At 71.1% G+C, this 12,096-nt stretch carries 11 protein-coding genes; 6 read left to right on the top strand and 5 right to left on the bottom strand.

All coding sequences use genetic code 11. The features are described 5' to 3' along the window. Positions 1–74 precede the first annotated feature (74 nt). The 3 genes from JJ691_RS06610 to JJ691_RS06600 form a co-directional block, all read right to left on the bottom strand. Complete coding sequence (locus JJ691_RS06610; RefSeq protein ID WP_211767900.1) at positions 75–1,277, bottom strand: glycosyltransferase; 1,203 nt, start codon at positions 1,275–1,277, stop codon at positions 75–77. A gap of 131 nt (positions 1,278–1,408) precedes the next feature. Further along, positions 1,409–2,227, bottom strand: a complete 819-nt coding sequence (locus JJ691_RS06605) for an alpha/beta fold hydrolase (RefSeq protein WP_211767899.1) — start codon at positions 2,225–2,227, stop codon at positions 1,409–1,411. 79 nt (positions 2,228–2,306) lie between these two features. Continuing rightward, a complete protein-coding gene (locus JJ691_RS06600; RefSeq protein ID WP_211767898.1) occupies positions 2,307–3,581 on the bottom strand; it encodes an MFS transporter in 1,275 nt (424 codons plus the stop codon). 45 nt (positions 3,582–3,626) lie between these two features. Between JJ691_RS06600 and JJ691_RS06595 the strand changes: the two genes are divergently transcribed. The 6 genes from JJ691_RS06595 (at position 3,627) to JJ691_RS06570 (ending at position 9,248) form a co-directional block, all read left to right on the top strand. After that, the gene (locus tag JJ691_RS06595; RefSeq protein WP_211767897.1) at positions 3,627–4,310 is read left to right on the top strand and encodes a DUF2848 domain-containing protein; all 684 of its coding nucleotides are present in this window, start codon (positions 3,627–3,629) and stop codon (positions 4,308–4,310) included. Positions 4,311–4,394: 84 nt separating this feature from the next. After that, entirely contained in the window at positions 4,395–4,691 is a 297-nt protein-coding gene (locus JJ691_RS06590; RefSeq protein ID WP_211767896.1) for a hypothetical protein, read from the top strand. A 341-nt stretch (positions 4,692–5,032) separates the two neighbouring features. Then, positions 5,033–6,565 carry a serine/threonine protein kinase gene (locus tag JJ691_RS06585; protein WP_211767895.1) on the top strand — a complete coding sequence of 511 codons (1,533 nt, stop codon included), beginning with the start codon at positions 5,033–5,035 and terminating at the stop codon, positions 6,563–6,565. Then, complete coding sequence (locus JJ691_RS06580) at positions 6,562–7,722, top strand: alpha/beta hydrolase (protein WP_211767894.1); 1,161 nt, start codon at positions 6,562–6,564, stop codon at positions 7,720–7,722. Before JJ691_RS06585 ends, JJ691_RS06580 begins: the two co-directional genes overlap by 4 nt. Positions 7,723–7,767: 45 nt before the next feature. Next, a complete protein-coding gene (locus JJ691_RS06575; protein ID WP_211767893.1) occupies positions 7,768–8,436 on the top strand; it encodes an ArsR/SmtB family transcription factor in 669 nt (222 codons plus the stop codon). Continuing rightward, positions 8,436–9,248: a PhzF family phenazine biosynthesis protein gene (locus JJ691_RS06570; protein ID WP_211767892.1), complete on the top strand. Its 813-nt coding sequence runs from the start codon at positions 8,436–8,438 to the stop codon at positions 9,246–9,248. The genes JJ691_RS06575 and JJ691_RS06570 overlap by 1 nt, the downstream gene beginning before the upstream one ends. On the opposite strand, the gene JJ691_RS06565 is transcribed toward JJ691_RS06570, so the two are convergent. Next, on the bottom strand, positions 9,245–10,675 hold the full coding sequence (locus tag JJ691_RS06565) for an alpha/beta hydrolase (protein WP_211767891.1): 1,431 nt from the start codon (positions 10,673–10,675) through the stop codon (positions 9,245–9,247). The genes JJ691_RS06570 and JJ691_RS06565 overlap by 4 nt on opposite strands. Positions 10,676–10,789: 114 nt before the next feature. Further along, on the bottom strand, positions 10,790–12,073 hold the full coding sequence (locus JJ691_RS06560) for an NAD(P)/FAD-dependent oxidoreductase (protein WP_249227735.1): 1,284 nt from the start codon (positions 12,071–12,073) through the stop codon (positions 10,790–10,792). Positions 12,074–12,096: the final 23 nt, after the last annotated feature.

Here is a 12,096-nt window from a genome sequence, read left to right as displayed (position 1 = left end):
GCGGTCTAACCATGTTCATATGGTCGGGCACGCCGATTTTTTATTATCCGCCTCGTGTCAAGCCCGCGCCTTTTTCAGGCACCGAGCAGCAGATTCGCCGCCATCGACGCCCCGTCGCCACGAATCGTGCCAGCGACCACGGCCGCCCGCGCGCGGGTCGCCGGCCGCAGCGCCACTTCGAGCGCCGCGGTCAGGGACTCCACCGTCGGCACCGGGCCGTCGTGCGCCGCGCCGATGCCCAGGGCCGCGACCCGGCTCGCCCAGTACGGCTGGTCGGCGGCCTGCGGCACCACCACCTGCGGCGATCCCGACCGGGCGGCCGTCACCGTGGTGCCCGCGCCGCCGTGGTGCACGATCGCCGCCGCCCGGCGGAACAGCGCCTGGTGGTTGGACTCCCCCACGACGAAGCAGTCGTCGGCGACAGCGCCCAGGTCGGCCCAACCACGCGAGAGGACCGCCCGGCGGCCGTGCGCGCGGACGGCGTCGATCACCACGCGGCCGAGGTCGGTCGAGCCGCGCATCGGCATGCTGCCGAAGCCCACGTAGACCGGCGGCTCGCCGGCGTCCAGGAACTCCCGCAGGTCAGACGGCAGCGGCCGGTCGTCCGGCAGCAGCCAGGCCCCGGTCTGGACCACGTCCAGGTCGGCCGGCCGCCGCCACGGGCTGAGCACCGGATCCGCCGCCAGCAGCGGCCGGTCGCCGATCACGTACTCGCGGACGTCGTCCACCGGCGGCAGGCCCAACTCGGTCCGGTGGGTGTTGAGGGCGTCCCGGAACAACAGGTTGATGCTGTCCCGGTCCCACTCCCACATCGCCGGGATGTCGGCGTCCGGCGGGAACGCCCGCCCTGGGTAGGCGATCGGCGGGTGGTACGGCGACGGCAGCGTGAGCTGCTGGAACGTCGCATAGACATACTTAAGGCCGCGCTGGTCGGCCAGCGACCGGGCGCCGGCGCAGGCCGGCATCACGCCGGTCGCCACCAGCACGTCGGCCCCGTCCGCCGCCTGGTCGAGAGCCAGGTGCTGGTTCGCGATCACCTGCGCCGCCCGTTGGGGCAGGCTCTGCGCCGCCACCGGTGTGGCCGCGGTCGCCAGCGGCCGCACCTCCTGGCCGAACGGGATCATCGGCACCCCGACCCCGGCCAGGCGCTTCTCGAACTCCTCGTCGGGCGGCAGGCACACCCGCACCTCCGCGCCCTGTTCCCGCAGTCGAACGGCCAGCGCCACCAGCGGCTCGACGCCGCCCCGCGAGTCGAATCCAGACACCACTACACGCACTTGTTGTGCCCCCCAATTCCGCGGAATTTCCGCTACGGCGGGCAATTGTGCGGCACACCCCGGGTCTTGCCACAAGACCCGGGGTGTGCTATAGAGTTATAGTGGCGGGAAGAGGGATTCTCCCGCTTTTCTCATTTCCGGACGAAGTCGAGCAGGTCCGCGTTCAGGCGCTCGGTGTGCGTCAGGTACAGGGCGTGCGCGGCATTGGTGTACACCTTCAGCTCCGCGTCGGCCAGTAGCTCGGCGGTGACCCGCCCGCACAGCTCCAGCGGGGCCGAGGCGTCGTGATCGCCGTGCAGGATCAGCGCCGGCACGGTGACCTTGGCCAGCTCCGGCCGGAAGTCGGTGGTGGCGTTCGCGGTCAGGCAGCCGATCGCCGCGTGCAGGTTGACGCTCATGCAGTCGCGGATGGTCCAGTCCCGGGTGGCCTGCGGCAGCTCGCAGCCGGGCAGGCCGTCGCCGAAGAACGGCCCGGCGTTCTCGTCGATCCAGCCGCCGAAGTCGACCCGCAGCTGGGCCAGCAGCTGTTCCCGGGCGGCCGCCGGGATGCCGTTCGGGTTGTCCGGCAGCTGCGGCAGGCACGGCAGCGTCGAGCCGACCAGCACGATCCTGGCCACCCGGGCGTCACCGTGCCGGGTCAGGTAGCGCACGATCTCGCCGCCACCCATGGAGTGCCCCACCAGCGTGACGTCGGTGAGGTCCAGGTGTTCGACCAGCGCCGCCAGGTCGTCGGCGAGCGTGTCGATGTCGTAGCCGCCGCCCGGGTCGTCCGACCGGCCATGGCCCCGGCGGTCGTAGCCGACGGCCCGGAATCCCTTGTCCGCCAGGTGTTGCATCTGGTACTGCCACATGCTGCCGCTGAGCGCCCAGCTGGTGACGAACACGACCGGCCGGCCGCTCCCCCAGTCCCGGTAGAACAGCTGCGCCCCGTTGGCGTTCAGGAAAGGCATCTCGTTCCCCTCGTCGTTGACGAGGACAATCCTGCTGGGCCACAACGGGTCTTGGCGATTACGCGGCAGGTAATGGAAGCTACTCGGCCGGCGCGTCGCGGCCAAGGGCCAGGCCGATGACCGTGATCACCGCCGTGACCGCGATGTAGACGGCCAGCGCCGGCCAGGTGCCGGTCCACGCCAGCAGGGCGGTGAACAGCAGCGGCGCGGGCGCGCCGCCGATCACGCCGGCCAGGGTGTACGCCAGCGAGCTGCCGGTGTAGCGCAGCCGCACGGAGAACTGCTCGGCGACAAAAGCGCCCTGCGGGCCGTACATCGCCGAGTGGATCACCAACGCCACGATCACGCCGATGAACACCGCGGCGACGGATTTGCCGGCGACAGCGGGGAAGAACACCAGCGGCCAGATCGCGGCGGCGATGGCCGCGATCAGGTAGACCTTGCGCCGGTTGACGCGGTCGGACAGCGCCCCGAACGCCGGGATCGCCACCACCTGCACGGCCGAGCCGACCAGCACCGCGGCCATGCCCACCGCGCGGGACATGCCCAGCTGTTGGATGTACGTCAACACGAACACGGTGAACAGCGCGTAGTGCACGTCCGGGCAGACGCGGGCGAACACCGCCGCCAGCAGTCCGCGGCCCTCGTGCCGGAACAGCTCACCGACCGGCGCACTCGGCTTTTCATTGCGGGCGGCCAACTCCTGGAAGATCGGCGTCTCCTCCAGCCGCACCCGGATCCACAGTCCGAACGCGATCAGCAACGCGGACAGCAGGAACGCCACCCGCCAGCCCCACGACTCGAACTGCTGCTCGGTCAGCGCCACACCGAGGACGGCCAGCACGCCGTTGGCCAACAGGTTGCCGACCGGCGGGCCGACCTGCGCAGCCGAGGCCCAGAAGCCGCGCCGCGCCGGCTCGCCGAACTCGCTGGACAGCAGCACCGCGCCGCCCCACTCGCCGCCGATGCCCACACCCTGCACGAAACGCAGGCACACCAACAGAATCGCCGCCGTGCCGCCGATGTCCTGGTAGGTCGGCAACACTCCGATGAGGACAGTCGCGAAGCCCGTCAGCAGCAATGTGCTGACCAGCACCCGTTTGCGGCCGATGACGTCGCCGAGCCGGCCGAACACCAGGCCGCCGACCGGGCGGGCCACATAGCCCACGGCGTAGGTCGAGAAGGCCAGCATGGTCGCGGTCAGCGAATCGCCGCCAGGGAAGAACAACTTCCCGAAGATGGTCGCCGCGGCGACCGAGTACGCCGCGAAGTCGTACCACTCCAGGGAAGTCCCGGACAGACTCGCCGCGAACGCCCGCCAGAGCGCTCTCCGGTCCACCACCGCGTTCGACATGTGGCATATTCTATGTATACAACGTGCATGCGCAAGGGAGCAGGCGTGAACGAGTTGACATTCGAGCTGGTCGACGGCCAGAAAGTGACCGTCGAGGTGCGGTCCGCGCTGAACGGCGGCTACGCCGGACGCAGCCAGGAGGACGTGGCCGCGCACGTCGCCGAGCTGGCCGCCCTCGGTGTGCCCGCGCCGAGCACCACCCCGTGCCTCTACCCCGTCGCGCCCTACCTGGTCAGCCAGGCCGCCTCGGTGCCGGCCCAGCACGGGCACACCTCCGGCGAGGCCGAGTGGGCGCTCGTCGTCACCGAGAACGACGTGCTGCTCACCGTGGCCTGCGACCACACCGACCGCGACCTCGAAGTGCACGGCGTGGCCTGGAGCAAGCAGGCTGCCCCCGACGTCGTCGGCCGGCAGGCTTGGCGCCTGTCCGACGTCGCCGACCGCATCGACTCGCTGACCCTCACCGCCTGGGTCGGCGACGGCGCTTCGTGGACCGAGATCCAGCGCGGCACCCTCGGCGAGCTCCTCACCCCCTCGTACTGGCTCGACGTGCTGCGGCAGCGGGATCTGCTCGTCCCCGGCACCGTACTGCTGTCCGGCACCATCCCCATGCACGAGGGCGTCGACCAGTTCGCCGCCGCCTGGCGGGTCGAGCTGGGCGACCCCTCGACCGGGGCCGTGATCCGCTGCGAGTACGCCGTCAGCCAACTACCGCAACCGATCGCGTAACCTTTCGGGCACAAGGCGTATCGCGCGGCATACCGGAGGATCATCTCCGTCGTCGACCCGACGATTCCGAGAGGACCCGCCGCGATGGATCTCAAGCGCTTCTTCTCCCGTGAGGCCCGCCAGGCCGAGATCGGCGTCTTCCACGCCGTGGAGACCAAGGTCAAGGCGGCCAGCACCACCGCACTGGCCACCAGCTTCGTGATGGACCTGGTGGCCAAGTACGTCTTCCCCGACGGCGTGCCCGGCTGGGCGACGGCCCTGATCAGCGGGGCCGTCGTCGGCGGGCTGACCTTCGCCGCCGGCTGGCTGGCCAAGCACACCCCGCGGCCGCTGCCCGACACGCCGCCCGCCGCCACGCCGCCGGCGGCCCCGGCTTCCTGAGGCGTCAGGGGCTCGACGATCACCTCCGGCGCCGAACGCTGCCGGCCCGGCGGTGTGTCGTCGAGCCTCGTCGTCGCGCGGCAGCCGTTCCACCAAGCGGGCCGGGAAGTGTGGCTCCACATGGCTGATCGGCTTGTGCGTCAGCCGGGTGACAACGCCCGTGGGCAGTTCGGCCGAAGCACAGCACTCGACCAGCGAGCGGCCGGACCGATCACCGCGTGAGTCACGGCGTCTCCCTGACCATGAACAGAGGTTCATCGGGGTCGCCGTCGTCTCGTTACATTCCCCAGCTCTTGGCCCGCCCGCTAACCTCTGGGCCGAAGTTGACGGAGGGAAACGGTGTGAGGCCCTTGGGGACGTCCGACCCGGTGGCGGTGGCCCAGTTCCGGACCATCGCCCTGCTGGGACGGGGTAGAGCGGGTCGTGTGCTGCTCGGCGTCGGTCCGGACGGGCGGCTGGTGGCGCTGCGGCTGCTGCCGCCGCAGCTGGTGCGGGACGAGGGGTTCCGCCGCGAGCTGTCGAACGCCCGGCTGGTGGTGGGGCCGTGCAGCGCGCCGCTGGTGGACGGCGACCTGGAGTCGCCGGTGCCGTGGGTGGCGACGGCGTTCGTGGCGGGCCCGTCGCTGCGGCAGGCGGGGCGGCTGCCGGCGGAGTCGGCGCTGGTGCTGGCGGCGGGCATGGCCCAGGCGCTGGCCGAGATCCACGGCGCGGGCCTGCTGCACCGCAATCTCAACCCGGCCAACGTGCTGCTGGCCGAGGACGGCCCCAAGGTGATCGACTTCGGGCTCACGCACGCCCCGGGGCTGGCCGGCTCGGCCGGCTTCCTGGCCCCCGAGCAGGCGGCGGGCCAACCGTTCAGCTGGGCCGGCGACGTGTTCGCCTACGGCACGATCCTGTACACGGCGGTGACCGGCCGGAATCCGTTCGCCGCGCCGTCGCCGCAGCAGACGCTGGCCAACGCCCTGCACGTGGAACCGGACCTGGGCCCGGTGCCGGACACGCTGCGCTGGATCATCGGCCCCTGCCTGGCCAAGGACCCGTCCCGCCGCCCGCAGCCGGCGCAGATCCTGGAGGCCATCGGCCGCCCGGTCCATCCCTGGCCGCCCGCGGTGCAGGACATGATCGCCCGCAGACGGGCGGAGGTGTCCCGCACGGTCAGCGAGCCGCCGGAGCCGGGTTCGCCGCCGCCGACCGTCGAGACGCCGGAGGCCCGTCGCAAGACCGCCATCTTCGTCGGCGCCGGCGTGGTGTTCACTGTGTTCATCACGGCGCTGGCCGCCGTGCTGCTGGTGTACGGCGGCGGTTCGCACACCGAGGCGGCCCAGGTCCCGTCCACCACGCGGCCGCCGGTGACGACCACCGCCACCACGACCACCACGACAGCGACGACGTCCGCCACGACGCTCGCGGCCGCGGCGACCAAAATCGACGCCGGCGTCTGGTACACGATCAGCAACACCAGCACCGGCAAGTGCGTGGACGCCGCCGGCGGCGGCAAGGACAATGGCACGCCGGTGGTGGAGTGGACCTGTGGTGAGGGGAAGACCAACCAGGAGTGGCAGTTCGTCCCCACCGCCAACGGCTTCTACGAGATCATGAACCGCAACGCCCCGGCGCTCGGCCTGGACGTCACCGGCGGGCCGGCGGCGACCGCCAACGGCACGCCGGTGCAGCTGTGGACCTACGGCGGCGGGGCGAACCAGCAGTGGAAACCGGTCGACCAAGGCAGCGGCGCGTTCGCGTTCATGGCGCAGCACAGCAACGCCTGCCTGGACGTGACCAACGGCGCCACCGACGACGGCACTCGCATGCAGCAGTGGCAGTGTGGCGCCGGCGCGAACCAGGTCTACGCGCTCACCCCGGTGCAGTCATGACCGTGGACATCGTGGAGTTGTTGCGGGACGGACGGTTTGCCGAGATCCACGAGCTGTTCGCGCCGCAGCTGCGGTCGCTGGTGACACCGGAAGCGATCGAGTCGGGGTGGTCGGCGGTGGTGGCCCAGTACGGGGCGTTCGTCAGTGCCGGCCCAGCGGTCACCGAGCAGGGCACGACCCGGATTCCCCTGGAGTTCTCCGACGGTCGGCTGACCTTGGTGATCGTGGTGGGGCCCAACGGCCTCGGCGGTCTCCAGTTCGCGCCGGCCAGCGCGGCGGAGCCGATCGCCCCTTGGGAGCCGCCGTCCTATGTGGACGTCGAGCGGTTCGACGAGGTCCCGCTGGACGACGTGGCCGGCACGCTCAGCCTGCCGCGGGGATCCGGTCCGTGGCCGGCGGTGGTGACCTTGAGCGGATCCGGCTCGCACGACCGCGACGAGACCATCGGCCGCAACAAACCGTTGAAGGACATCGCCTGGGGGCTGGCCAGCCGGGGCATCGCCGTGCTGCGCCTGGACAAGCGTCCCCAGCAGGTCGCCACCGCGTACGACGAGTACGCGCCGGCCGTCCTCGCCGCTGTGCGGCTTCTTCGACAGCGCAAGGACATCGGCCCGATCTATCTGCTCGGTCACAGCCTCGGCGGCACCATCGCCCCGCGGATCGCCGCCGCCTGCACGGACGTCGCCGGCCTCATCCTGCTCGCCGGCGGGGCCCAGCCCTTGCACCGGGCCATGGTGCGCCAGTTCCGCCACATCGGGGCGCCCGAGGCCACCGTCGAGGCCGTCGCCCGGCAGGCGGATCTGGTCGACAGTCCAGACCTCTCTCCTGACACTCCCGCCGCCGAGCTGCCTTTCGGCGTGCCCGCCAGCTACTGGCTCGACCTTCGCTCCTACGACGGCCCGGCCACCGCGGCCGCCCTGGACCTGCCCATGCTCCTGTGCCAGGGCGCCCGCGACTACCAGGTGACCATCGCCGACGATCTGGCCCGGTGGCAGGCGAAACTGGCCGATCGCCCCAATGTGACCATCCGCGTCTACGACGCCGACAACCACCTGTTCTTCACCGGCAGCGGCCCTTCCACCCCGGCCGAGTACGAGCCCGCGCAGCACGTGGACCCCGAGGTGATCACCGACATCGCGGCCTGGCTGGCGGGCTGAGCCCCGCCCTTGACAGCTGACCGCGCATCGACGTTTCATACATTCATGAAACATGCTGGCGCGGTGGCCGAGCTGAGCCGCCAGCTGGCCCACCCGCTGCGGGTGACGCTGCTGAGCCACGTCGCCAAGCACGGCCCGTGCGCGTTCAGCGAGCTGGTGGAGGCGGCCGGCGCGGCGCAGGCCCAGGTGGGCAACCATCTGAGCCTGCTGCGAAAGGCCGGGCTGCTGGCCACCGAGCGGCACGGCCGGCGGAGCCTCTACCGGTTGCCGAACGCGCACTTGGCCGAGGCGCTGGCCAACCTGGCCGCGGCGGCGGGCGTCACGACCGAGACCGAGACCACCCAGCATGACATCGCCGAGGCCCGGGCCTGCTACGACCACATCGGCGGCAAGCTCGGGGTCGCCGTGCTCAACACGCTGCTCCGGCAGGAGATCATCACCGGCGAGACGAACCTGCTCGAAGGCCCAGCGGCCGGGCTGCTGTCCAGGTTCGGCGTAGCCGACCCGGCCCCACTCCACGACAGCCGCCGGCGCTTCGCCTACGGGTGTCCTGATTGGACGGAGCACGCGCCGCACCTGGGCGGCGCGTTGGGCGCGACCATTGCCGACAACTTCTTTGCGCGGCAGTGGGTTCGACGTCGACCGGGAAGCCGAATCCTGGACGTGACCGGCAAGGGGCGCACGGCCCTGCGCAAGCTCGGCGTAGAGGTCTGATGTCGCCCACGGTCCACATGACCCACGTGTTCACCGCCGGCCCGAACGGCGGCAACCCGGCGCCGATCGTGATCGAGGCGGACGACCTGTCCGATGCCGAAATGCGACAGGTCGCCCGCGATCACGGTCACGAGGCCGGCTTTGTGCTGACCGCACCGGAGGGATTCGACCACGCCCTGCGGTTCTGGGTGCCGAACCACGAGATGTCGATGTGCGGGCACGCCACGGTCGGCGCGCTCTGGGTGTTGCGCAAACTGGGCCGCATCACCAAAGACCGCCTCACGCTCACCACCGCCGGAGGCGTGGTCCACGCCCGCCTGACCGACGACACCATCGAGATCAGCCAACCGGAAGGCATCGTCGAACCAGTGTCGGAGTTCGACGACATCCTCGACGTCCTGGGCATCACGACCACCGACCTCGCGCCGTTCCCGGTCCAGAACGCCCGCACCGCCCGGGTCAAGACCCTGATCCCCATCGCCGACCTGGCCACACTCGATGCCCTACGCCCGGATTTCGGCCGCGTGCAGGAGGTTTGCGACCAGATCGGCTCCACCGGCCTGTACCCCTACGCGCCATCGGGCGACCGGCGATTCGACGCCCGGCAGTTCCCTCGCGCCTCCGGCTATCCCGAGGACGCGGCGACGGGCATCGCCGCCGCCGCGCTCGCGTTCGGGTTGCTGCCCAACGGCCTTGTCGACCGAACCGACCGTCCACTTCGGATCCGCCAGGGCCGGGCGATGGGCCGGCCGTCAGAGATCATCCTCCGGTTCGCCCCGGACGGCCTCTGGCTCGGCGGCGAGGTCCGCTAGGCGCAGGTCTTGTCGGTGGCCGGCAGCGGGCCGCCGGTGAAGTAGTCCACCACGGCGGCGTCGATGCAGTCGTTGCCGAGGAAAACGCCGTGGTGGTAGGCGCCGAGCTGGGTCACCATCCGCGACCCGGTCAGGTCCTTGTGCATCACCAACTGGCCGGAGTACGGCGTGACCGGGTCACCCTGGGCGCTGACGATCAGGACCGGGACGTCATTGTGGACCTTGGTCGGCGGTTCGATCGGTGTGGTGGGCCAGAAAGCGCACGGCGTGATGTCGCGGGTGATCGGGCCGAACAGCGGCTCGTCGGCTCGATGCGCCTGAATGTCACGGTAGTAGGACGCCGGATCATGCGACACCGCGCGGTCGGCGCACAGGATCGGCGTGCCGGCCTGGTCCGGGGAATCGGGGCTGCCGTTGAAGAGCCCGTCGAGCTTGGCGGCCAGCTGCGCGGTCGGGGTCGGGCTGCTGTCGCGCAACTGCCGGATCTCGGTGGCGAGCTCGGTGTAGCTGGCGGCGTCGTCGCTGGGCAGGCCGGCGTAGATCAGCAGCGGCAGCACATGAGCGTCCACCGTGTACTTGCCGACGTGCGCCGGGGCGTGCTGCACCAGATGGTTCACGGTGTCGAGCACGGCCTGGGCGGTGTCACCGATGCCCTGCTTGCCGGCGGCCCACTGCGCGAAGTGGTTCAGCGCGGCGTTCATCGCCGGCCCCTGGTTGGTGAACACGCCGGGCCCGAAGGTGTCGGGATTCGCCGCGCTGTCCAACACGAACCGGTCCGCCCGGTCGCCGAAAATCTGGAGGTACACAGCGCCCAGATAGGTGCCGTACGAGCCGCCGTAGTAGGAGATCCGCTGCTCGCCGAGCGCCTGCCGGATGGCGTCCATGTCGCGCGCGGTGTTGCGGGTGCTGGCGTACGGCAACACATCCCGGTTGTTGTTCACGCAACCGGCGGCCAGTTTCGCTTGCAGCGCCGCGTTCTGCCAGTAGCTGCGCAGGTCCGGACCGGCCGAGCGCTGGAAGGTGGTCGTGGTCCAGCCGCACGTCATCGCCCCGCTGCGGCCGACGAAGCGCGGGTCGAAGCCGATCAGGTCGTAGGCCGCGCCCAGCGGCGCCGAGTACGCGCCCATCATCGCCATCTCCAGGCCGCTGCCGCCGGGGCCGCCCGGGTTGAGCAGCATGACGCCGCGTCGGTGGGCCGGGTCGGTGGCGCGGATCCGTGAGATGGCGATGGACATCGTGCGGCCGTCAGGTCCGGTGTAGTCCATCGGCACGGTGATCTCGGCGCACTGGCCGCCGTGGTCGTCGAGTTCCCTGCCGATGGCGTCGTCGGGTCCGGTGGCACAGGCGTGCCAGTCGAGGACCGGGTGCGGTGCGGCGGTCAGCGACGCGACGGTCGCGACCGCGATGGCCAAGGCTGATATCCCCATGATCGCCAGCCTGGCCAGCCCGGCGTTGCGCCCGCGTCCGACCGGAAGACGACCAAGGGTGTCCGCCCCAGGTATGACGCGGGGCGAGACCGGGCGTGTTAATCGGGTGGCCCGCTATCCGGTCTCCTCCAAGGGCACGTCGCCCGAGCGGATCAGGCCCAGTTGCACCGTTTGGCGGCCGAACACCGCGTCCGCCGCCCAGTCGATCAACGTCCGCGCCCGGTTGCCGGGCATTGCCAACAGGTGGTACCCGCGCGTCACGAGCGCGGCCGGCAGCCCGGACAGCGGCACGCCGAGCGGGTTCGCCGCCGCCTGCAATCCGCCCAGGTCGACGACGAAGCCCAGGTCGTGGTGCTTGTACTCGGCGATCCGGCCATGGCCCAGCGAGGCGGCGACGTTGAGACCAGCCCGCTTGCCCTGTCGCATCGCGTGCTGCGCGGTCATCGCCGTCAGCTCCCCGGGCCGGGTCAGATCCGGCACCGCGGCGCAGTCCCCGCAGGCGAAGACCTCCGGATGCCCGGGCACGGCGAGCGTCGCGTCGACCACGATCCGGCCGCGCTCGGTCGGCAGGCCGGTCGCTTCCGTGACCGGATCCGGCCGCACGCCGACACACCACGCCAGCGTCCGGCTCGGCACGAAGTCGCCGTTGGTCAGCAGCACACCCTCCGCGGTCGCTTCCTTCACGGATGTGCCGGTCAACACCTCGACGCCACGCTTGCGCAGCAACCGGTCCGCCGCCTTGGACAACCGGGGATCCAGCTCCGGCAACACCTTCGGCGCCACGTCCAGCAGCAGCCAGCGGATCCGCTGCCCGCGAAGCGCGGCGTAGCGGTGCGCGACCGCCGCGGTGAGCGGCGGGCCCTGGGCCGCCACCTCAGTGCCGGTGTACCCCGCCCCCACCACGACAAACGTGCAGCGGGCGTCCCGTACGGCCGGATCGTCGGTGGCACCGGCCAGCTCGATCTGCCGAATCACGTGATCCCGCAAGTACAACGCCTCGGCGATGCCACGGAAACCGTGCGCGTGGGCGCCGACCCCCGGGATCGGCAGCAGCTTGTTCACGCTGCCAGCGGTCAGGACCAGGCGGTCGTAACCCACGGCACGTGAGCTACCCTCGGGATCGGTGTAGCTCACCTCGCGGCGGTCCACCGACACCTCGTCGACCGCGCCCAGCGCCAGCCGCACCCTGGGCAGTGCCTTGGTCAGCGACACCGCGATCCGGCGCGGGTCCAACGCGGCCGACGCCACCTGGGGCAGCAACGGCAGGTACAGGAAGTAGTCGGTTTTGTTGATCAGCACCAGCTCGGTGCCCGGCGGCGCGGCGCGGGACAGCGCGCGAGCCGCGTGGAACCCGGCGAAGCCACCGCCGACGATCACGATCCGGTTCGCCGTGCCCACATCTCTCACCGACTTCGGGTCGA

The organism is Kutzneria sp. CA-103260 (assembly GCF_018263855.1).
In the GTDB taxonomy this organism is placed as follows: Bacteria; Actinomycetota; Actinomycetes; order Mycobacteriales; family Pseudonocardiaceae; genus Kutzneria.
This window is presented reverse-complemented; position numbering and strand designations above follow the sequence as displayed.

What these genes read in the sequence shown, in the direction of transcription:
- JJ691_RS06605 (WP_211767899.1), bottom strand. Translation starts at nt 2,227, where the DNA reads ATGCCTTTCCTGAACGCCAACGGGGCGCAGCTGTTCTACCGGGACTGG.
- JJ691_RS06600 (WP_211767898.1), bottom strand. Translation starts at nt 3,581, where the DNA reads ATGTCGAACGCGGTGGTGGACCGGAGAGCGCTCTGGCGGGCGTTCGCG.
- JJ691_RS06590 (WP_211767896.1), top strand. Translation starts at nt 4,395, where the DNA reads ATGGATCTCAAGCGCTTCTTCTCCCGTGAGGCCCGCCAGGCCGAGATC.
- JJ691_RS06580 (WP_211767894.1), top strand. Translation starts at nt 6,562, where the DNA reads ATGACCGTGGACATCGTGGAGTTGTTGCGGGACGGACGGTTTGCCGAG.
- JJ691_RS06575 (WP_211767893.1), top strand. Translation starts at nt 7,768, where the DNA reads ATGAAACATGCTGGCGCGGTGGCCGAGCTGAGCCGCCAGCTGGCCCAC.
- JJ691_RS06570 (WP_211767892.1), top strand. Translation starts at nt 8,436, where the DNA reads ATGTCGCCCACGGTCCACATGACCCACGTGTTCACCGCCGGCCCGAAC.
- JJ691_RS06565 (WP_211767891.1), bottom strand. Translation starts at nt 10,675, where the DNA reads ATGGGGATATCAGCCTTGGCCATCGCGGTCGCGACCGTCGCGTCGCTG.